The following is a 21,205-nucleotide window of genomic DNA, read 5'->3' as shown; positions in this document are numbered from 1 at the left end:
CGGGCGTTTGGCGGTGGAGTGCCCGGATAGGCTTCCGGCATGCGTTCATGGTCTGCGCCTGACATCGTCCCTCTGCCGGGTACCGGCGGCCCCTTGCGTGTCCACGACACCGCCACAGGTCGAACGAGGACCACCACTCCGGGGCCGCGGGCGGGGATGTACGCCTGCGGCATCACCCCCTACGACGCAGCGCACCTGGGCCACGCCTTCACGTACCTGGCCTTCGACCTGGTCAACAGGGTCTGGCGCGACGCCGGGCACGACGTGAACTACGTGCAGAACACGACCGACATCGACGACCCCCTCCTGGAGCGGGCGGAGGCCCTCGGCGTCGACTGGCGCGATCTGGCCCACCGGGAGATCGACGTCTTCCGCGAGGACATGGCGGCCCTGCGGATCCTTCCCCCGACCTCCTACGTCGGCGTCGTGGAGTCGATCGACCTCATCAGCGACCTCGCCGTCCGCATCCGCGACAGCGGCGCCGCCTACGAGCTCGACGGGGATCTGTACTTCTCCGTCGCCGATGCCGAGGACTTCGGCCGCATCAGCGGCCTGGAGCGCGCCCAGATGCTGGAGCTGTTCGGTGAGCGCGGCGGCGACCCGCAGCGGTCCGGCAAGAAGGACCCCCTGGACTGGCTGCTGTGGCGTGCCGAGCGCCCGGGCGAGCCCGCCTGGGACAGCCCTCTGGGCCGGGGCCGGCCCGGCTGGCACATCGAGTGCAGCGCCATCGCACTGGATCGCCTGGGCCCGGGGTTCGACATCAACGGCGGCGGCAGCGACCTGATTTTCCCCCACCACGAGATGGGCGCCGCCGAGACCCGCTGCGCCACCGGCTCCGCCAACGCCCACAACCACCTGCACGTGGGCATGGTCGGTCTGAACGGCGAGAAGATGTCGAAGTCGCGGGGCAACCTCGTGTTCGTCTCCAAGCTGCGCGAGCAGGGGGTGGAGCCGCCCGTGATCCGCCTGGCCATGCTCGCCCACCACTACCGCAGCCCGTGGGAGTGGACCGACGCCGAGCTGCCTGTCGCGACCCGCCGGGCCGAGCGCTGGCGCGCCGCCTTCGCCCTGGGCCAGGCACCCGACGCCGCGCCTCTGCTGGCCGCGGTGCGAGCCGCCTTGGCCGAGGACCTGGACTCGCCCGCCGCCCTGGCCGCCGTCGACGCATGGACCGACACCGCCCTGGCCGAGGGCGGCACCGACACCGGAGCCCCGGCGCTGGCCCGCGCCACCGCCGACACCCTGCTGGGTGTGGCCCTCTGACGGAGGGGACCTGGCGGAGGGGGCGGGCCCCGGCGGGGCCCGCCCTCAAGTCGTGAGGGTGCCGGGCCGGCGGGGCCCGGCCGGGACCAGGCGCACGACGGGCGTCCCGTTCTCGGTGTCCGCGCCGATCCTGGCGTAGGCCTCGGCGCTGTCGTCGGCCCTGTGGCCGAGGGCGCGCATCAGCGCGGCGGCGCTGCGCGGGTGCCTCGCGGCGTAGCGGGCCAGGGCCTGCCCCGACTCCTGCGGCGGCAGCGGCCGGGCGTGGCCCCGGTGCCGGACACCGCCGACCTGGAAGAGCACGCGCGGCTCCCGCAGGATGTTGCGGAACCACTGGGCCCTGGCCCCGTAGCCGGAGGCGACCAGTACCTCCCCGGTTCCGCGGTCGTGCTCCAACACCTCCAGCACGGCCTGGCGGGCCTGTCCGCTGCTGCGCCCCTTGTGGGTGAGCAGGACGAACCGGCCGCCCATGAGAGGCCCCAGCCCGGCCCGGTAGATCCAGACCGGGGCGCGGAACAGGGCCCTGGACAAGGGAGAGGTGGGAGGTTCGGCGAAGGACATACGACTCCTGTTCTGTGCTGCGGACGCGGAAAACGTCGTCGGCCGCTGCCACACTCCCTACCCATGCAGACAGGAGCGGACGTACTCCGCGGCACCGACTGGACCCGGACCTTCCACGCCTACGGGCAGGGCTCCGACGCCCCCGAACACCTCGCCCCTCTGTTCGGCGACGACACGGAGGGGCACGAGCGGGCCCTGGAGTACCTGTACGGCGCGATCCTCCATCAGGGCACCGTCTACCCGGCGACCGCCCCCGCCGCGCTGCTGGTCGCCGGGGTCCTCCCCGGTGCCCCGGCGGACCTGCGGCGGGACCTGCTCGGCTTCCTCTCCCGCGTCGGATCGGCCGTCGACCCCTCCTGCCCGGAGGAGCCCGTCCCCGACCCCCTCCCCGCTGCGGAGGTGGAGCGCATCCACACCGCGATGGGCTCCGAGGACGAGGAGGAGGCCGCGGAGGTGTGGGAGGAGGAGGCGGTGGGTGTCCTCATGTCCCGGGGAATGGAGGAGCTGCGCGCCGCCGCGCCGGTCCTGTACGAGGCGGTCCGGCCCTTCCTCACCCACACCGACCGGCGGACGCGCATGCGCGCGGTGGAGGCCGCCGGTGCGCTCGCCCGCCTCGGCGGCCTGGAACCGGACCTGTCAGGCGCGGCGGACATGGCCGAGACCCGGGACGAGGGCGCCGCGATCGTCCTGGCACTCGGGCAGAACGGCGTCGACACCGCGGAGTTCCTCTCCCACGCCGATCCCGCGATCCGCGCCTGCGCCGCGCTCGCCCCCGGGCAGAGCACGAACCCTGCGGCCACCCGGGAACTGGCGGCGGCCCTGGCCGACCCCGGCGCGGCCGACGCCTGGTTCGAGGACCGCCCGGACCGCTTCTGCGGCCATGTGCGCCTCACCCTCGTCGGAGTCCTCGCCGAGCGCAGCACCCCGGCCGACGCCGAACGCCTCCTGCCGGTGCTGCAGGCGCTGGTGCCGCTGTCGTCCACCTACACCGGTGCGGTGGAGATCTCGCCGCTGCTGGCCCTGGCCTTCCCCGACGGCGAGCCCGGGGCGCCGACCGAGCTCCAGCGCGCCTATCTGAGCGCCGTCGTCGACCACGGGCCGCTGTGGGAGGGCGGCGTCGCCAACTTCGCTCTCGGCCTCCGCCTGCTCGGACTGCCCTGCACCCGCGAGGGCCTCCTCGAACTCGCCATCCGCTGAGGGCCCTCGCGGCGGGTTCTGCGGGGCCGGCACTGCCCGCGCGGTGACCGACTGCGGTCAGAAGTCCGGTCGTTCACCGGTTTTCGTCCCCCCGGCATGGTGGGATGGCGCCATGACGATCCAGACCCCCGCGCGGCTCAGCTCTTCCGCGGAACTCATCCTCGACTTCGTCTCCAGCGGAGGGCAGCTCACCGACCGCGCCGATCTCGCCCGCTTCCTGCGCCGGCACCGGCTGGCCACCGAGGGAGCCATCCCCATCACCCTCGCCGACCTCGACGAGGCCCTGACCCTGCGCGACGGCATCCGCGCCGTCCTGTCGGGGGACCCCCACGGCCAGGAGGCGGCGGCCCGCGCGCAGAAGGTCCTCGACGGCCTGCGCGTCACCGTCCGGCTGGTGCCCTCCTCCGAGGACCCCGCGCCCCTCGCCCCGGCCGTGGTCGACGAGGTCCGCCGCGGCCTGGCCCGTATCGCGGGCGCCTGGGCGGTCCTCCTGTCCTCGGGGGAGTGGCGCCGCCTGCGCCCCGCCCAGGCCGCGGGGAGCGGCACCGGGAGCTGAGCCGGCCGGTGCCCGGGGCCGCCGGGCACCGGCGGCCTCAGTCGTCGTCGTGGCGGCGCAGGTAGCGCTCGAACTCGCGGGCGATCGCGTCGCCCGACGCCTCGGGCAGCTCCGCGGTGTCCTTGGCCTCCTCCAGGCCCCGCACGTAGGCGGCGATGTCCTCGTCCTCGGCCGTCAGCTCGTCGACACCGGCCTCCCACGACACCGCTTCCTCGGGGAGCTCGCCCAGGGGGACCTTCACCTCCAGCACGTCCTCCACCCACGCCAGGAGCGCCAGCGCGGCCTTGGGGCACGGCGGCTGCGAGACGTAGTGGGGAACCGCCGCCCACAGGGACACGGTGTCGATCCCCGCGCCGCTGAAGGCCTCGTGCATCACGCCCACGATGCCGGTCGCCCCCGAGTACGTGCTGGGCTCCAGGCCGGCCCGCGAGCCCAGCTCCACGGGCGAGGCCATGCCCGTCACCGGGACGGGCCGGGTGTGCGGGGAGTCCGACAGCAGCGAACCCAGCATCACCGCGCGCCGCACCCCCAGCTCCCGGGCGACGGAGAGCAGGTCGGCCGCGTACGACCGCCACCGCATGTTCGGCTCCGGCCCGGTCATCAGCACCACGTCGCGCCCGGCGCCCGGCGGCGAGGCCACCCGGACGCTGGTCGTGGGCCACTCGACCCTGCCCACCAGGCCCTCGGAGACCGCCAACCGGGGCCTCGTGACCTGGAAGTCGTAGTAGTCGTCAGGGGTGAGAGCGCACAACTCCTGAGCGTCCCACTCCTTGGCCAGGTGCTCCAGGGCCAGGCTCGCCGCCTCGCCCGCGTCGTTCCATCCCTCGAACGCAGCCACCAGCACAGGATCGACAAGCTCCCGGGTGAGCTTGGTCATCGGCGCCCCTTCCTGCACGCGAACGCAGTCCACCCTACGGGGTGGCACCCGGACCGGGAAACCGTCACCGGAAACCCTTCCGTGACCAGCGACGCGACGAACTGTGGGACACCTGTCTCACCTGTCGGGACGGGCGATGGGGTAGCCTCGCAGGCAGCGCCTGACCCGGACACCGCTGTCCCCGGACGCTCCGACCCGATCGCACCGCGGGCCGGCCCAGCGAGTCACCCACCCGCCCCGCGGCAGCGCCGCCACCGCCCCGAGGGCGGAGAGAGCCGGACACCCGCCGGCAGGGGCTCCCGCACATCCGGGAAACAGGGGGTCGCCTGCTGGGTCCCCGGGTGCCACGAGATTAGAGTTGCGGAACATGAGAGCTCGCCTGACCTTCCGTGAAGCACTGTCCCAGCGTGTCGTCGTGGCGGACGGAGCGATGGGCACCATGCTCCAGGCGCACGATCTCGACCTCGACCAGTTCGAGGGGCACGAGGGCTGCAACGACATCCTCAACATCACCCGTCCCGACATCGTCCACGGTGTCCACGCCGCCTTCCTGGCCGTGGGCTCGGACTGCATCGAGACCAACACCTTCTCCGCCAACTACGCCGGTCTGGCCGAGTACGGCATCGAGGACCGCACCTACGAGATCGCCCGGGCCGGGGCCGCCGTGGCCCGCGAGGCCGCCGACTCCTTCTCCACTCCCGACCAGCCCCGCTACGTCCTGGGATCGGTCGGTCCCGGCACCAAGCTGCCCACGCTCGGCCACGCCCCCTACGCACTCCTGCGCGACTACTACGAGCAGTGCCACCGCGGCCTGATCGACGGCGGCGCCGACGCCGTCCTCATCGAGACCTGCCAGGACCTGCTCCAGGTCAAGGCCGCCGTGGTCGCCGCCCGGCGCGCCCGCAAGGACGCCGGCCGCGACATCCCGATCATCGCCCAGGTCACCATCGAGACCACCGGCACGATGCTCCTCGGATCGGAGATCGGCGCGGCCCTGACCGCCCTCGAACCGCTCGGCATCGACATGATCGGCCTCAACTGCGCCACCGGTCCTGCCGAGATGAGCGAACACCTGCGCTACCTGTCCCACCACGCGCGGGTGCCCATCTCCTGCATGCCCAACGCCGGGCTGCCCCAGCTGGGCAAGGACGGCGCGGTCTACCCGCTCACCCCGGCCGAGCTCGCCGACGCCCACGACACCTTCACCTCCGAGTTCGGCCTGAGCATGGTCGGCGGCTGCTGCGGCACCACGCCCGAGCACCTGCGCCAGGTCGTCGAACGGGTGCAGGGAAGGGGCATCAAGGACCGCAGGCCCGTCGTCGAGCCCGCCGCCTCCTCCCTCTACCAGAGCGTGCCCTTCCGCCAGGACGCCAGCTACCTGGCCATCGGCGAGCGCACCAACGCCAACGGCTCCAAGAAGTTCCGCGAGGCGATGCTCGAGGAGCGCTGGGACGACTGCGTGGAGATCGCCCGCGACCAGATCCGCGACGGCGCCCACCTGCTCGACCTCAACATCGACTACGTCGGCCGTGACGGCGTCCGCGACATGCGCGAGCTCGCCGGCCGCTTCTCCACCTCCTCCACCCTGCCGCTCATGCTCGACTCCACCGAGCCGGCCGTCCTCGAGGCGGGCCTGGAGTCCCTGGGCGGGCGCGCGGTGGTCAACTCGGTCAACTACGAGGACGGCGACGGCCCCGGCTCCCGCTTCACCCGCATCATGGGCCTGGTCAAGGAGCACGGCGCCGCCGTGGTCGGCCTGTGCATCGACGAGGAGGGCCAGGCCCGTACCGCCGAGCGCAAGGTGGAGGTGGCGGTCCGCCTCATCGAGGAGATCACCGGCGACTGGGGCCTGGACACCAGCGACATCATCATCGACTGCCTCACCTTCCCCATCACCACCGGCCAGGAGGAGACCCGCCGCGACGGCCTGGAGACGCTGGAGGCCATCCGCGAGATCAAGCGCCGCTACCCCGGCGTCCAGACCACACTGGGCCTGTCCAATCTTTCCTTCGGTCTCAACCCCGCCGCCCGCGTCGTGCTGAACTCGGTCTACCTGCACGAGGCGGTCCGCGCCGGGCTGGACTCGGCGATCGTGCACGCCTCCAAGATCGTGCCGATCAACCAGATCCCCGAGGAGCAGCGCGAGACCGCCCTCGACATGGTCTACGACCGCCGTACCGCGGACTACGACCCCCTCGCCCGCTTCATGGAGCTGTTCGAGGGAGTCGACGCCACGTCCCTGAAGGCCTCGCGTGCCGAGGAGCTGGCGGCCCTGCCGCTGTGGGAGCGGCTGGAGCGCCGCATCGTCGACGGCGAGCTCGCCGGCATGGAGGCCGACCTCGACGAGGCCCTGGAGAGCAGGCCCGCCCTGGCGATCGTCAACGACACGCTCCTGTCGGGCATGAAGACCGTCGGCGAGCTGTTCGGCTCCGGCCAGATGCAGCTCCCCTTCGTGCTCAAGTCCGCCGAGGTCATGAAGGCCGCCGTCGCCCACCTCGAGCCCCACATGGAGAAGAGCGACGACGACGGCAAGGGCCGCATCGTCCTGGCCACCGTCAAGGGCGACGTCCACGACATCGGCAAGAACCTCGTCGACATCATCCTGTCCAACAACGGCTACGACGTCGTCAACATCGGCATCAAGCAGCCCGTCACGGCGATCCTGGAGGCCGCCGAGCGCGAGCGCGCCGACGTCATCGGCATGTCCGGCCTGCTGGTCAAGTCCACGGTGGTCATGAAGGAGAACCTCGAGGAGATGAACTCCCGGGGCCTGGCCGAGCGCTACCCCGTCCTGCTGGGCGGTGCCGCGCTCACCCGCTCCTACGTGGAGCAGGACCTGGCCGAGCTGTTCGAGGGCGAGGTCCGCTACGCCAAGGACGCCTTCGAGGGCCTGCGCCTGATGGACGCGGTCATGGCGGTCAAGCGCGGGGTGGAGGGCGCCAAGCTGCCCGAGCTGCGCCAACGGCGCGTCAAGCGGGGCGCCGTCCTCAAGGTCACCGAGCCCGAGGAGATGCCGGCCCGCAGCGACGTCGCCACCGACAACCGCATCCCCGTACCGCCCTTCTGGGGGGACCGGATCAGCAAGGGCATCCCGCTGGCCGACTACGCGTCCTTCCTGGACGAGCGCGCCACCTTCATGGGCCAGTGGGGTCTCAAGTCCGCCCGCGGCGGCAACGGCCCCACCTACGAGGAGCTGGTGGAGACCGAGGGGCGCCCGCGCCTGCGCATGTGGCTGGACCGCATCCAGACCGAGGGGCTGCTGGAGGCCGCGGTCGTGCACGGGCACTTCCCCTGCTACAGCGAGGGTGAGGACCTCGTCGTGCTGGACGAGGACGGGGTCACCGAGCGCACCCGCTTCACCTTCCCCCGCCAGCGCCGCGACCGCCACCTGTGCCTGGCCGACTACTTCCGGCCCAAGGAGTCGGGCGAGCTGGACGTGGTGTCGTTCCAGGTGGTGACCGTGGGTTCGGCGATCAGCCGCGCCACCGCCGAGCTGTTCGAGAAGAACGCCTACCGCGACTACCTCGAGCTGCACGGCCTGTCGGTGCAGCTCACCGAGGCCCTCGCCGAGTACTGGCACACGCGTGTGCGTGCCGAGCTGGGCTTCGCCGGCGACGACCCCGCGGAGCTGGAGGCGTTCTTCAAGCTCGGTTACCGGGGCGCCCGGTTCTCGCTCGGCTACGGGGCCTGCCCGGACCTGGAGGACCGCGCCAAGATCATGAGCCTGCTGGAGCCCGAGCGGGTCGGGGTGACCCTGTCGGAGGAGTTCCAGCTGGTGCCCGAGCAGGCCACGGACGCGATCGTCGTCCACCACCCGGAGGCCACCTACTTCAACGTCTGACACCGGCGCGGGCCCCGACCCGGGGCCGCCCCGGTGTGGGGCAACTCTCCGTCGGGGGCCCGTCGCCGGGCGGCGGCGGGCCCCCTTTGTTCGTACTGTGGAAAGAGCGGTGACAGGTCCCCGTCACACGCCGGTGCCTCCGGGCCGCCACGATGGGGACCGCAGCCGTGCCCGGGTGCCGTCGGGGGCGACCCGGGGACGACTTTCGGACGCACAGAGGGGGGAGCGGTGCCCGGCACCGCCGATCACATGACCGAGCAGACCACACAGCATCGCGACACCGTCCCCGCGGGGCGCCGCCTGCAGGCCGTCCTGCTGGACATGGACGGAACGCTCATCGAGAGCGAGCACCTGTGGGGCGCTGCCGAGGCCGAGGTCACCGCCGCGCTCGGGGGAGTGTGGACGGAGGAGGACCATCTGCGCAACGTGGGCGGGTCCGCCGAGTCCGTGGGCCGCTACATCGTGGAGCTGACCGGCCGCGACCTCACCCCCCGCCAGGCAGCGGACATGCTCTACGACCGCTTCCGCGCCGGGATCGCGGAGGGGGCCGCCCTGCGCCCGGGCGCCAAGGAGCTGGTGCGCATGCTCTCGGAAGCAGGGGTGCCGGTGTCCCTGGTGACCTCCACGGAGCGCGTGCTGGTCGCCGCCGCGATCGGCGGTATCGGCCTGGAGAACTTCGACGACTCGGTGGCCGGGGACGAGGTCGAGGCCAACAAGCCTCACCCCGCGCCCTACCTCACGGCCGCCGAGCGCCTGGGTGTCGACCCGCGCCGCTGCGTCGCCTTCGAGGACTCGGCGGTCGGTGTGGCCTCGGCGGCCTCGGCCGGATGTGTCACGGTCGCGGTCCCCAACCTGGTCGAGATTCCGCCGAGGGAGGGTGTCGTCTTCCGCGACAGCCTGGTCGGGGTCGACCTGGAGTGGCTGGAGTCGCTGGTGGCCGCCCACCCGAGCGGTGACCGGGAGGGCTCACCGTCCCGGTCCTGACCGACGTGACCCCGGTCCCGGGGTCGGGAGCGGGCCGCCGGGGTGCGGTGTCCGGCGGGTGTTCCACCGGGCGGGCGGTACTTTTCGCGTGCGTCCCGGCCGATCCGCCGGTCCGGGGACGGGTCGGCGGCCGCGGCACCGGGTAGGTCCTTCGACGGGTCCCGAGAATGCCCTAGGGGATCGGCCGGATGTGCGCCGCGGTACCGGATGGGAGACTGGCACCATGCCTGAGACTCTGACGATGACGACCGGTCTGATCGCGGGCGGCGGCCTCACCCTGGTGGGACTGGTCGTCAGCCTCCTCGTCTGGCGGGCCCGGGGCGCGGCCGCCGGGTTGCGCGGGGTGGCGTGGTCCCTCCTGCCCCTGGCGGCGGGCCTGCTCGGCCTGATGAACGCTGTCTGGCAGTTCCTCCTGAGCGTTGTGGGGATCCTGGTGGGCCTGGTCTTCAACCCGCTGGTCTGGGCCGGGGTGGCCGTGGCGGCCCTGGCCGCGGTGCTCTACGTCGTCTCGGGGTTCATGCGCGCACGGGGTGTGGGGACCAAGGACCGGGCCGGCGGGGGAGAGGTCTCCGCGAAGCGGCCGGAGCGCAAGGGCGCGGCGCCCGCCGCCGGCACCGCCGGGCAGGTGGGGCCGGCCGGGGGCGGTAAGAAGGACGACGACCTCGGCGACATCGAGGACCTGCTGCGCAAGCACGGGATCGAATGACAGCGCGGGCCCCTCGGGGCCCGTCGGAAGCAGGGCCGCACCGCTCCGGCGGGCGGCCCTCACTCTTTTCCCGAGGTCCTTCGTCGCTGCCGGTGCGCGGCCGGACACCGGAGAAGGACATAGCACTTGCCATAGCTTGTCCCACCTTGTGATGACTCGTAAGGAGCACAGCTCTAGGGTTGTCCCCGCGACGACCTCTTGCCCGCCCCTCTTGGGCCCCTGCCCCGAAGCAGAGGGGATTTTGTGGGCATTTCGGCCCATAAAGATTGTTTAACGGTGTTTGTCACAATTTAGCTACATGGGCAGATGTTGGACAGTGCGCCTCTGACTGGCGAGTAGGTTGGTCGCTATGTAACAGCCCGGGCGGAACGAACCCGGAAGTGCCGAATCTCTCCTGTGATCCGAGGCACCTCCGAGGGGAGGAGTCCGCGGCGGTGGGCACCATCCCGCCGCAGCGGCCCGACGCCCACGCCAGCCAGCGTCGAGAACCGACCGGCACCACCCGTGAGACCCCGATCGGGGTCCTGCTTCAGGCTCACGTGTGTGCCGTGTCCCTCGGCAGAAGCGATGAGTGGAGATGGTGGCCTGATGAGCGCGCCCTCGCATGCCCCTGAGTCGGTGGAGCAGCCGGAAGCTGCCGACACCGTCACGAAGGCCCCTGACGGGCGCGGCGGCTCCGACAACCGGTCCCTGCGCCAGATCGCCTGGCAGCGCCTGCGCAAGGACAAGGTCGCGATGATCTCCGGAGTGGTCGTCGTACTGCTCATCCTCGCCGCGATCCTCGCACCGCTCCTGGCCAAGTGGTTCGGGCACCCGCCCACCCAGTACCACCAGGATCTGCTCGAGCCGAACACGGGCCTTCCCTACAAGGACCCCGACAACCCTGTGCCCCCTGGTGCCTTCCCCAGCTCCGAGTACCTCGACAGGTGGGGAGCCATCAGCTCCGAGCACCTGCTGGGCGTGGAGCCGGTCACCGGGCGCGACCTGTTCAGCCGCATCCTCTACGGCGCGCAGATCTCCCTGCTGGTCGCCTTCCTCTCCACCCTGGTGTGCGTGGCCCTCGGCACGGTCCTGGGCATCATCGCCGGCTACAAGGGCGGCTGGGTCGACACCGTCATCAGCCGGGCCATGGACATCTTCCTGGCCTTCCCGCTGCTGCTGTTCGCCATCGCCCTGGTCGGCGTCATTCCCGAGGGCATCCTCGGGCTGACCGGCAACGGACTGCGCATCGGTGTCATCGTCTTCATCATCGGCTTCTTCAACTGGCCCTACATCGCCCGCATCGTCCGCGGGCAGACGCTCTCGCTGCGTGAGCGCGAGTTCGTCGAGGCGGCCAGGAGCCTGGGTGCGAGCAACCGGCACATCCTGTTCAAGGAGATCCTGCCGAACCTCGTCACGCCGATCCTCGTCTACGCGACCCTGCTCATCCCCACGAACATCCTGTTCGAGGCGGCCCTGAGCTTCCTGGGCGTCGGTATCAACCCGCCGACCCCCAGCTGGGGCAAGATGCTCTCCGAAGCGGTCTCGCACTACTCGACCGCTCCCTACTTCATCATCTTCCCCGGCCTGGCCATCTTCATCACCGTGCTCGCGTTCAACCTGTTCGGTGACGGCCTCCGAGATGCTTTCGACCCCAAGACCTCCGACTGACGTCGGGATCCCGGCGGGACCTGCTCTCTACCGCTGGGATTCAAACGTCCTATGGCAGGTTCATCCCATCCAACTGCAGGTTCGCAAGAGAGGTACATCCGTGAGGAAACGCACCCTCGGCTTCGTCGCGCTCGGCGCGGCGGCGTCCATCTTCCTGTCGGCGTGCGGCGGGGACTCCGGCAGCGGCGACAGCGCTTCCGGTGCCGCCTTCGACCAGGGCTCCACCGAGATCGTCAACGCCTCGGAGACGACCGGCGGCACGCTGCGCTACGCCATTTCCTCGGACTTCGACTCCACCGACCCCGGTGACACCTACTACGCGTTCAGCTGGAACTTCTCCCGCTACTACGCGCGTACCCTCCTGGCCTTCGCCCCGGCCCCGGGGCAGGAGTCCACCGAGCTGGTCACCGACCTGGCCGCGGGGATGCCCGAGCCCAACGACGACTTCACCGAGTGGACCGTCAAGATCCAGGAGGGCCTCAAGTACGAGGACGGCTCCGCGATCACGGCGCAGGACATCAAGTACGCGATCGCCCGCTCCAACTACAACGGCGGCGAGCTGCCCAACGGCCCGCGCTACTTCGAGTCCCACCTCGACCAGGAGCCCTTCAACGTCTACGAGACCGACGACCCGCTGGCGGCCTTCACCGCCGTGGAGACTCCGGACGACCACACCCTGGTCTTCCACCTCAAGGAGAGCTTCTCCGAGTTCCCGTACGTGCTGACCCAGCCGCAGACCGCCCCCGTGCCGGTCGACGCCGACCGGGGTGCGCTGTACAAGGAGAACGTCCTCTCCTCGGGCCCCTACAAGTTCGACGGTTCCTACGAGCCCGGCGTCAAGCTCGACCTGGTCCGCAACGAGAACTGGGACGGCGCGACCGACCCGATCCGCACGGCTCTGCCCGACGAGATCACCGTCGAGATCGGTGTCGACCAGGACGAGATCGACCAGCGCCTGGTCAACGGCGAGATCGACGTCGACCTCTCCGGCAACGGCGTCGGCCCGACCATGAAGAGCCAGCTGATCACCGACGAGGCCGCCCAGGCCAACCTGGACAACCCGTACTCCGGTGCGCTGCGCTACGTCAACATCCACACCCCGGTCATCGAGGACGTGGCCTGCCGCCAGGCGATCATGTACGCCGCCGACCGCGACAGCCTGCACCGCGCCTGGGGCGGCGACAGCGGTGGCGACATCGCCACCAACCTGCTCCCGCCGACCCTGGACGGCTCCGACCCCGAGTCGGACCTGTACCCCTCCGAGGACAACAAGGGTGACCTCGAGGCGGCCCAGGCCAAGCTCGAGGAGTGCGGCGAGGACGACGGCTTCTCCACCAACATCGCGGTGCGCGACGGCCGTCCCAACGACATCGCCACCGCCGAGGCCCTGCAGGAGGCCCTCAAGCGGGTCAACATCGAGGCCGAGATCCAGACCTTCCCGGCCGAGGACTTCTTCGCCCAGTACGCCGGCTCGCAGGACTACGTCCGCGAGAACGACATCGGCCTGAGCGTCTCGGGCTGGGGCCCGGACTGGGCGACCGGTTACGGCTTCGCCTACAAGATCACCGCGGGCGACGCCATCCAGGAGACCGGTAACTACAACACCGCCGAACTCGACGACCCCGAGGTCAACGAGCTGTGGGAGGAGGCCCTCCGGACCGAGGCCCCCGACGAGCGCGCCAACCTCTACGAGCAGATCGACACCCTGGTCATGGAGCAGGCCGCCATCCTGCCCGTCGTGTTCGACCGCTCGATGTTCTACCGCTCCGACGAGCTGACCAACGTCTACTACTCCGCCGCCTACATGATGTACGACTTCATGGCGCTCGGCGTGGACCGCGGCTGAGACACAACCCGCCTGAACTAGTACGAGAAGGCAGGTGAAAGCGGCGGGGGCCCCGCGGCCCCGCGGGTGCCCCCGCCGCTGACCGAGATGCTGAACTACATTCTTCGCCGCCTCGGCGCGGGGCTGCTGCTGCTCGCCGTCGTCACGGCCGTGACTTTCTGGATCTTCTTCGTCCTGCCCAAGTGGGCGGGCGTGACCCCGCGCGGCATGGCCGCCCTGTACGTGGGCAAGGCCCCCACGCCGGAGGCGCTCGACGCGACGGTGGAGCGGTTGGGCCTGGACCAGCCGGTCGTCGTGCAGTTCTTCAACTTCGTGAAGGACCTGATCTTCGGCACCGAGTACGTGTTCGGCCGCGAGACGGTGGAGTGCGCGGCGCCCTGCCTCGGCTACTCCTTCACCACCAACAGCCCCGTCCTCGAGCAGCTCCTGAGTCGGCTTCCGGTGACGGTGTCGCTGGCACTGGGTGCTGCGGTCATCTGGCTCATCGGCGGTGTGGCCGTGGGTGTCCTCTCCGCCGTCAGGAAGGGCAGCCTCTTCGACCGCCTGGCCATGGGAACCGCCCTCGTCGGCGTGTCCCTGCCCATCTACTTCACCGGTCTGCTGGCCCTGGCCTTCGTGGTCCACTCCTGGAAGCTTCTCCCGGTCCCGCGCTACGTTCCGCTGGCCGAGGACCCCGGCGCCTGGTTCACGGCGATGATCCTGCCCTGGATCACCCTGGCCTTCCTGCACGCCGCGCAGTATGCGCGCCAGACCCGCGCCGGCATGCTGGAGGTCCTGGGCGAGGACTACATCCGCACCGCCCGGGCCAAGGGTCTGAGCGAGCGCAAGGTCATCTTCAAGCACGCGCTGCGCCCTGCCCTGACCCCGATCCTCACCATCTTCGGTCTGGACGTCGGCCTGGTCCTGGGCGGCGCCGTCCTCACCGAGAAGGTGTTCTCCCTCAAGGGCATCGGCGCCTACGCCATCGACGCGATCATCGGCAAGGACCTGCCCGTCGTCCTCGGTGTGACGCTCCTGGGCGCCGTCTTCATCGTCATCTGCAACCTCGTCGTCGACCTGCTCTACCCGCTCGTCGACCCGCGGGTGCGGATCGCCGCCTGACCCCGCCGACAGACCAGACCAGCTCTAGCGAAGGAAATGTGACATGGCCACGACCGGGCCCGTCGTCCGCGTGGACGACCTGCGGGTGACCTTCCCGACCATGGACGGGGACGTCCAGGCGGTGAAGGGGCTGTCCTTCGAGGTGCCCGCCGGCGGTGCCCTGGGCATCGTCGGCGAGTCGGGGTCGGGCAAGAGCGTGACCTCGCTGGCGCTGATGGGCCTGCACCGGGGCAGCCGGGCGAAGATCACCGGTGCCATCGAGGTGGCCGGCAAGAACGTCGTGACGGCCTCCGACAAGGAACTGCGGCGCATGCGCGGCAACGACATCGCCATGGTGTTCCAGGACCCCATGCAGTCGCTGCACCCGCAGTACACCATCGGCAACCAGCTCGTCGAGGCCTACAAGATCCACAACCCGAAGGCCTCCAAGGACGCGGCCCTCAAGAAGGCCGTGGAGGCCCTGGACCGGGTGGGCATCCCCCAGCCGGAGAAGCGGGTCAATTCCTATCCGCACGAGTTCTCCGGTGGCATGCGCCAGCGCGTGGTCATCGCGATGGGGCTGATGTGTGACCCGAAGGTGCTGCTGGCCGATGAGCCCACCACCGCGCTGGACGTCACCGTGCAGGCCCAGGTGCTGGATCTGCTGGACGAGCTGCGCCGGGATCTGGGTATGGCCCTGATCCTGGTCTCCCACGACCTGGCGGTGGTGGCCGGGTCGGTGGACGAGGTCGTGGTCATGCGCCACGGCGAGGCCGTCGAGCGCGGTGACGTGCGCACCGTGCTGTCCGCGCCCGAGCACCCCTACACCCAGGCGCTGCTGGCGGCGGTGCCGCGGGTGGAGGTCTCGCGTGCCCAGCGCCGGGCCCAGGACCGCGCCGACCGGGTGGCCAAGGCCGGGGCCGAAGGAGGGGGCACTGTCCCCGCGGCCTTTGCTCCTTCGGCCGACGGTGGCCGCGGTGAGCCGCTGTTGAGTGTGCGGGATGTGGCGCAGCGGTTCAAGGTGCGCGGTGGTGCGTGGGGTCGGTCGACGGATTTCTGGGCGGTCAAGGGGGTGTCCTTCGACCTGTACCGCGGTGAGACGCTGGGTGTGGTGGGTGAGTCGGGGTCGGGCAAGAGCACGTTGTCGCGGACGGTGATGCGTCTGCTGGAGCCGACCCGGGGCCGGGTGGTGTTCGATGGGCGCGATATCACGCACATGAAGGAGCGGGAGCTGCGTCCGCTGCGGCGGGATGTGCAGATGGTGTTCCAGAGTCCGTATTCGTCGTTGAATCCGCGGTTGACGGTGGGCGATGCGATCGGTACGGCGCTGCGGGTGCAGGGGGAGAAGGACACCCGAAAGATTCGTGTGCGGGTGCAGGAGTTGTTGGAGCGGGTGGGGTTGGAGCCGGGGCATTACAACCGGTTTCCGCATGCGTTCTCGGGGGGTCAGCGTCAGCGGATCGCGATCGCGCGGGCGTTGATTCTCAAGCCGAAGTTGATCATCTGTGATGAGCCGGTGTCGGCGTTGGATGTGTCGACGCAGGATCAGGTGCTGCGGTTGTTGTCGGAGTTGCAGGATGATTTCGGGTTGACCTACATCTTTGTGGCGCATGATCTGGCGGTGGTGCGTCAGGTCAGTGATCGGGTGTTGGTGATGCGCAAGGGTGAGGTGGTGGAGTCGGGGGACAGCGACAGCGTGTACGAGAATCCGCAGAGCGAGTACACGCGTCAGTTGCTGGCGGCCGCCCCCGTCCTCGACCCGGACGAGGCCAGGCGCCACCGCGCCGAGCGCGAGATGCTGCGCGCGGGCCGCGTCGCCTGACGAGCTGTTCACGGCCGGGGCCGCCACGGAGAACATCCGTGGCGGCCCCGGCCGTTCGCGTTCCCGTCACCGGTCGGGGGAACGTCCGGTCGCGGCGGCGCAGAACAGATCGGCCAGCTCGCGGCCGTAGGCGGCGTGGGCGTCGGCGGGCCGAGCGTCCAGCGCACGGGAGACGGAGACGAGCACGGTCAGGAGGGAGTCGGCGAAGACCTCGGGGTCGAACTCGCGGAACTCCCCGTGGCGCTGCCCGTCGGCGAGGAAGGCGACGAGCTCGGCCCGGCCCGCCCGGTCCCCCTCGGCGATCTCGGTGCGCAGCCCGGCGGACAGGGTGGCCGCCGACTGGATCTCCCGCCGGGCAGTCATCTCACGAGGGTTGCGCGCGCAGTGGGAGACATGTCCGGTGACGATGCGCCGCAGGGCGTCCTCGAAGCCCTCCAGCGGCTCGGGCCCACCCTCCATGGAGCGGTCCAGACGGGCGTCGATGTCGGCGAGGACCCGGCGGATCAGGTTCTCCTTCGTCCTGAAGTGATAGGTGATCAGCCCCGGGCTGATCCCCGCCCGCTTGGCGATGCGAACGAAGGAGGCCTTGGCGTACCCCTCTTCGGCGATGGCCTCCACGGCCGCGGACACGATCTGCTCGCGCCGCGCGGCCTCGACGAAGGTCTCCTCCTCGCGGTCGCCGCCTTCGTCTGCCTTGTCGACTGGTTGCATGTATAGGATCCTATATGGTCAACTAGTAAAGTGGTGAGTGAATCCGCAGCGGCCCCGAGGCAGGACGTGGACGCAAGGGGCCCGCTCGCCCTGACCGGGGCCGTGGTGCTGGTCGGCGAAACACTCCAGTCACAGGAGAGCACAACTGCTGTGACGGACGGCGGTGATCTCGATCGCGGTGCGCGGCGCCCGCCTCGTCACCGACCGCCGACGACACACGAAGGGGACGACATGACCGACATCCGCAGACCCACCGCCGTCCGTGACGGACTCGGAACCCACCTGTTCCTCTGGACGGTGTTCCCGCTGCTCGGTGCGGGCACCGGGTGGGTGCTCTCCCAGGTGCCGTCCTGGCTCGCTCTGCTCCCGGAGTGGGTCCTGCATCTGCCCTTCCTGCCGGGGCCCGAGCCGGTGGCGGCCCTGGCCAACCTCAGCGGGCCCGTCCTGACCGGGGTCCTCACCGCCGCCGGCCTGCTCGCCGGAGCCCTGGTCACCCTCTCCTCCTACGACGAGATGGTCACGGTGGAGATCGACGGCGGTTCCGTGCGCGTCACCCGCAAGGAAACCGTGCGGATCGCTCGCGACCGGGTCGGTGCCGCCTTCGTCGACGGCAAGGACCTCGTCGTCCTGGGGCCGGATACCGCCGAGCTCGTGCGTGAGCGCACCGGCCATTCCGAGGCTCGGCTGCGCGCCGCCTTCGAGGAGCACGGCCACACGTGGCTGGACGCCGACCCCTGCCAGGACGACTATCGGCGCTGGTTCGACGGCGTGCCCGGACTGGAGCAGGGCGCTCAGGCGATCCTGCGGGCCAGGCAGGCGGCTCTGGAGGCCAAGGAGTCCGCGGAGGCGGCCGAGCTGCGCACGGAGCTGGCCCGGCTCGGCGTCGTCGTCCGAGACGAGGGAAAACGCCAGTACTGGCGGACCGTCCGCTAGGCTCCGCGGATGCCGTCCGTTGCGAGCGGCCCACTGCCGCAGCCGTGCGGCCGCGCAGGCTGATCCGGAACCGGCGCGCCCGCTCGGTCGGGAGTACCGACCGGCACGGCGAACAGGGACACAGGACCGCGGTTGTGTGCCACGAGCAACATTGCAAGTACTCGGAGTCCCTGATGTGGCCGCGCCGGACGCGGGGCGGCCCGACTGCTTTTCAGGGAATGAAAACGGCAACCATTTCCTTGTAGAGGGCGGGCAGCACGAAGGCAGTACGAGAGGAGACCTTGTGGCACGCAGCGAGACCCGCCCCGTCACCAAACTCAGGTCCACGGCGGGGACCGGCTACACCTACGTCACCCGCAAGAACCGGCGCAACACACCCGACCGGATCGTCCTGAGCAAGTACGACCCGGTGGCCCGCCGCCACGTCGATTTCCGCGAAGAGCGCTGAACCACAGTTCCGACCAGGAGGAGCTCATGAAGACCGGCATCCACCCCGGCTACCGAACCGTCGTCTTCCGCGACCGCGCGGCCGGCTCCGCCTTCCTCACCCGCTCCACCGCCGCCGGCGACGCGACGGTCGAGTGGGAGGACGGCAACACCTACCCGGTCGTGGACGTGGAGATCTCCAGCGCGAGCCACCCCTTCTACACGGGCAACACCCGTGTGGTGGACACCGCCGGCCGCGTCGAGCGCTTCGAACGCCGCTACCGGAGATGACACACAATCAGGCGAAACGCCCCACCACGGTGCTCGAACGGCGCGCTGTTCGGGCACTCTGGGGAGCGTGAACACCCCAACAGACATCCCCGTGGCCACGCGGGTACCCCGCAGACCCGTCGATCTCCTTCTGGGAGCGGCGGGTCTGCTCGTGGTCGCGGCGATCGTGGCCGCGGTCCGCGTGGCGACCGACGGCGAGAACACGGCGGGTACCGCCGAGCTGCGTACCCTCCTGCCTCCGGGGCTGCTGTTCCTCGCCGCGCTGGGCGCCAACCTCCTGCTTCTGGTGCTGGTGTGCTACTCGGTCCTGCGGACCCTGTTCGCCGGAGCGCTGCGCGACCTCGCCCGCGAGGGCGCCGCCGTGGTCTCGGCCTACGCCTTGTCCTCCCTCGTCAACGCCGCACTGGCCGTCCTCGTGGGGCCCCAGCGGGTCCCCGCCCCGCTGCCCGGCGCCCCCGACGACCTGTTCACCAGTGCCACCCTCGGCTACGTCGCCGCCGCCCTGGCCTTCATCCGCACCATGCCCCCCGGCCAGCCCCGTGTCCGGTCGCTGCTGTGGGCCTCGGGCACCACCGTCGCGCTGTGCGCCCTCCTGGCCGGGGTCACCAGCCTTCCCGCGCTCCTCCTCACCGTCATCCTCGGCCTGACCTGCGCCTCCCTGGCCCGCTACGCGATCGGGACGACCCCCGTACCGGCCCCCGGGGAAATGCTGTGCGAGGAGCTGCTCCGGTTCGACCTCCGGGTCCGCGCCGTCACCCCTGCCGGCAACGACGAGGAGGGCAACCCCCGCCACCTGGCCGAACTCGACAGCGGTGAGAGCGTCGAGGTGATCGTGCTCGGCTCCGAGAACACCTCCGGCTTCTGGCGCCGCCTGCGCGACCTCCTCCTGCTGCGCGGCCCCTTCGCCCCCCGCATGCTCTACGGTGTGCGCCGCCGTGCCGAGCACAGCGCGCTCATGGGGCTGTCCCTGCGCGAGGCGGGCGCCGCCGCCCCCCGCGTCCTGGCTGTCGGCCGGCTCGGCGCCGACCGGGTGATCCTCGTCCGCGACCTTCCGGACATGCGCCCCCTGGACGACCTCGCGGACGAGGATCTCACCGACGAACTGCTCGACGCCTGCTGGAGCGAGCTCGGGCGCCTGCACCGGCGCCGCATCGCCCACGGCAACCTCAGCGGCTCCACCGTCGGGGTCGTGGAGCGGAGCGGGCGCGTGGGCTTCACGGGTACGGACCGCGGCGCCGTGGCCGCGCCCCCGCTCAAGACCTCTCTCGACAACGCCGCGATGATCGCTCTCCTGGCGGTGCGGGTGGGGCCCCGGCGCGCCGTCGACTCCGCGGTGCGCGCCCTGGGGGTGCCCGCCACCGCGGCGGTCCTGCCCTACCTGCAGCTTGCGGGCCTGCCCTCCGCCGTGCGCTCCGCGCTGCGCTCCGAGAAGGGGCTGCTCGCCCGGGTGCGCGAGTGCGTGACGGAGACCGCCCCCGAGGCGCCGTCCGAGCCCGCCCGTGTGGAGCGTATGCGCCCGCGCACCGTCGTCACCTTCGTGGTCGCGACCGCCGTCGGTCTCGTGCTGCTGTACCAGCTCGCCGGCGTCGACTTCGGCTCCGTCGCAGCGGCCGATCCGCTCTGGGCCGGTGGCGCGTTCGCCATGGCCACGCTGTGCATGGTGGCCGCCGCGATGGTCCTGGTCGGGTTCGTCCCCGTGCCGCTGCCGTGGTGGCGCACCGTCATGGCCCAGTACGCGGCCTCGTTCGTGCGTATCGCCGCTCCTGCCGGGCTGGGGTCGATCGCGATCAACACCCGGTTCGTGATCAAGGCGGGCGCCCCCGCGCCGCTCGCGCTGTCCGCCGTCGGCCTCACCCAGCTGGTCGGCTTCCTCGTGCACGTCCCCCTGCTGCTGGTGTGCGCCTATCTGACCGGGACCTCCTACTGGACGGGCTTCACACCCTCGCCCACGGTCGTGGTGATCAGCCTCGCCGCCACCGCCGCCGTTGCCGCGGCCCTGTCACTGCCCCGGTTGCGCCAGGCGGTCGGCGCCCGCGTCCGCCCCTACCTGCACGGCGTCCTGCCCAGGTTGCTGGACGCCCTCCAGCGCCCCGCGGGCCTGGTGCTCGGTGTGGGCGGGACCCTGCTGCTGACCGTCGCGTTCGTGCTGTGCCTGCACTTCTCGGTGCTGGCCTTCACCCCGGAGGGCACGGAGGTGAGCCTGGTGGCCGTCGCCGTGGTCTTCCTGGCGGGCAACGCGATCGGTTCGGCCGCACCCACCCCGGGCGGACTCGGCGCCGTGGAGGCCGCGCTCATCGGCGGCCTCGCCGCGGTGGCGGGCGTTCCCGCCGCGGTCGCCCTGCCCGCGGTCCTGCTCTTCCGCCTGCTCACCTTCTGGTTCCCCGTCCTGCCGGGCTGGGCCGCCTTCGCCCACCTGCAGCGCCGCGAGGCCCTCTGACCGGATCCGGCGGAAGCGGCTGCGGCC

The 21,205-nt window shown here is 71.0% G+C and carries 17 protein-coding genes; 14 read left to right on the top strand and 3 right to left on the bottom strand.

Features of this window, described 5'->3' with window-relative positions; genetic code table 11:
- Positions 1-39 precede the first annotated feature (39 nt).
- Positions 40-1,263 (top strand): cysteine--1-D-myo-inosityl 2-amino-2-deoxy-alpha-D-glucopyranoside ligase, encoded by a 1,224-nt coding sequence (gene mshC / locus FHS13_RS15355; RefSeq protein ID WP_184292604.1) that lies wholly within the window; start codon positions 40-42, stop codon positions 1,261-1,263.
- Positions 1,264-1,308: 45 nt separating this feature from the next.
- On the opposite strand, the gene FHS13_RS15350 is transcribed toward mshC, so the two are convergent.
- Positions 1,309-1,821 carry a nitroreductase family deazaflavin-dependent oxidoreductase gene (locus FHS13_RS15350; protein WP_184292603.1) on the bottom strand — a complete coding sequence of 171 codons (513 nt, stop codon included), beginning with the start codon at positions 1,819-1,821 and terminating at the stop codon, positions 1,309-1,311.
- Positions 1,822-1,884: 63 nt separating this feature from the next.
- On the opposite strand from FHS13_RS15350, the gene FHS13_RS15345 reads away from it, so the two are divergent.
- Together FHS13_RS15345 and FHS13_RS15340 are read left to right on the top strand one after the other, a co-directional pair.
- Positions 1,885-3,018, top strand: a complete 1,134-nt coding sequence (locus tag FHS13_RS15345) for a hypothetical protein (protein ID WP_184292602.1) — start codon at positions 1,885-1,887, stop codon at positions 3,016-3,018.
- A gap of 112 nt (positions 3,019-3,130) precedes the next feature.
- On the top strand, positions 3,131-3,574 hold the full coding sequence (locus tag FHS13_RS15340) for an ABATE domain-containing protein (protein ID WP_184292601.1): 444 nt from the start codon (positions 3,131-3,133) through the stop codon (positions 3,572-3,574).
- 37 nt (positions 3,575-3,611) lie between these two features.
- Here the strand turns inward: FHS13_RS15340 and FHS13_RS15335 are convergent, their stop codons facing one another.
- Positions 3,612-4,451 carry a PAC2 family protein gene (locus tag FHS13_RS15335; protein WP_184292600.1) on the bottom strand — a complete coding sequence of 280 codons (840 nt, stop codon included), beginning with the start codon at positions 4,449-4,451 and terminating at the stop codon, positions 3,612-3,614.
- Positions 4,452-4,818: 367 nt separating this feature from the next.
- On the opposite strand from FHS13_RS15335, the gene metH reads away from it, so the two are divergent.
- The 7 genes from metH to FHS13_RS15300 all read left to right on the top strand — a co-directional run bounded on the left by metH (position 4,819) and on the right by FHS13_RS15300 (position 16,380).
- Positions 4,819-8,292, top strand: a complete 3,474-nt coding sequence (gene metH / locus FHS13_RS15330; protein ID WP_184292599.1) for a methionine synthase — start codon at positions 4,819-4,821, stop codon at positions 8,290-8,292.
- Between the two features lie 249 nt (positions 8,293-8,541).
- The gene (locus tag FHS13_RS15325; protein WP_184292598.1) at positions 8,542-9,276 is read left to right on the top strand and encodes an HAD family hydrolase; all 735 of its coding nucleotides are present in this window, start codon (positions 8,542-8,544) and stop codon (positions 9,274-9,276) included.
- Between the two features lie 223 nt (positions 9,277-9,499).
- Positions 9,500-9,982 (top strand): cellulose synthase, encoded by a 483-nt coding sequence (locus tag FHS13_RS15320; RefSeq protein WP_184292597.1) that lies wholly within the window; start codon positions 9,500-9,502, stop codon positions 9,980-9,982.
- A 588-nt stretch (positions 9,983-10,570) separates the two neighbouring features.
- Positions 10,571-11,632, top strand: a complete 1,062-nt coding sequence (locus FHS13_RS15315) for an ABC transporter permease (RefSeq protein ID WP_184292596.1) — start codon at positions 10,571-10,573, stop codon at positions 11,630-11,632.
- Positions 11,633-11,732: 100 nt separating this feature from the next.
- Positions 11,733-13,478 carry an ABC transporter substrate-binding protein gene (locus FHS13_RS15310; RefSeq protein WP_184292595.1) on the top strand — a complete coding sequence of 582 codons (1,746 nt, stop codon included), beginning with the start codon at positions 11,733-11,735 and terminating at the stop codon, positions 13,476-13,478.
- Positions 13,479-13,565: 87 nt separating this feature from the next.
- Positions 13,566-14,579, top strand: coding sequence for an ABC transporter permease (locus FHS13_RS15305; protein WP_184292594.1), 1,014 nt, complete (start codon positions 13,566-13,568; stop codon positions 14,577-14,579).
- A gap of 43 nt (positions 14,580-14,622) precedes the next feature.
- Positions 14,623-16,380, top strand: coding sequence for an ABC transporter ATP-binding protein (locus FHS13_RS15300; RefSeq protein WP_184292593.1), 1,758 nt, complete (start codon positions 14,623-14,625; stop codon positions 16,378-16,380).
- Between the two features lie 66 nt (positions 16,381-16,446).
- On the opposite strand, the gene FHS13_RS15295 is transcribed toward FHS13_RS15300, so the two are convergent.
- Positions 16,447-17,091 carry a TetR/AcrR family transcriptional regulator gene (locus tag FHS13_RS15295; RefSeq protein ID WP_184292592.1) on the bottom strand — a complete coding sequence of 215 codons (645 nt, stop codon included), beginning with the start codon at positions 17,089-17,091 and terminating at the stop codon, positions 16,447-16,449.
- 231 nt (positions 17,092-17,322) lie between these two features.
- Here FHS13_RS15295 and FHS13_RS15290 point away from each other — a divergent pair, with 231 nt between their 5' ends.
- The 4 genes from FHS13_RS15290 (at position 17,323) to FHS13_RS15275 (ending at position 21,178) form a co-directional block, all read left to right on the top strand.
- Positions 17,323-18,024 carry a YqeB family protein gene (locus FHS13_RS15290; protein ID WP_184292591.1) on the top strand — a complete coding sequence of 234 codons (702 nt, stop codon included), beginning with the start codon at positions 17,323-17,325 and terminating at the stop codon, positions 18,022-18,024.
- A gap of 283 nt (positions 18,025-18,307) precedes the next feature.
- Positions 18,308-18,472 carry a 50S ribosomal protein L33 gene (gene rpmG, locus FHS13_RS21530; protein ID WP_184292590.1) on the top strand — a complete coding sequence of 55 codons (165 nt, stop codon included), beginning with the start codon at positions 18,308-18,310 and terminating at the stop codon, positions 18,470-18,472.
- A gap of 26 nt (positions 18,473-18,498) precedes the next feature.
- Positions 18,499-18,741, top strand: a complete 243-nt coding sequence (locus FHS13_RS15280) for a type B 50S ribosomal protein L31 (protein WP_184292589.1) — start codon at positions 18,499-18,501, stop codon at positions 18,739-18,741.
- A 67-nt stretch (positions 18,742-18,808) separates the two neighbouring features.
- Positions 18,809-21,178 carry a flippase-like domain-containing protein gene (locus FHS13_RS15275; RefSeq protein ID WP_343065043.1) on the top strand — a complete coding sequence of 790 codons (2,370 nt, stop codon included), beginning with the start codon at positions 18,809-18,811 and terminating at the stop codon, positions 21,176-21,178.
- Positions 21,179-21,205: the final 27 nt, after the last annotated feature.

The sequence above is a fragment of the Nocardiopsis algeriensis genome, from assembly GCF_014203695.1.
In the GTDB taxonomy this organism is placed as follows: Bacteria; Actinomycetota; Actinomycetes; order Streptosporangiales; family Streptosporangiaceae; genus Nocardiopsis; species Nocardiopsis algeriensis.
The sequence above is the reverse complement of the archived record's forward strand: the minus strand, read 5'-3'. Positions and strand labels throughout refer to the sequence as shown.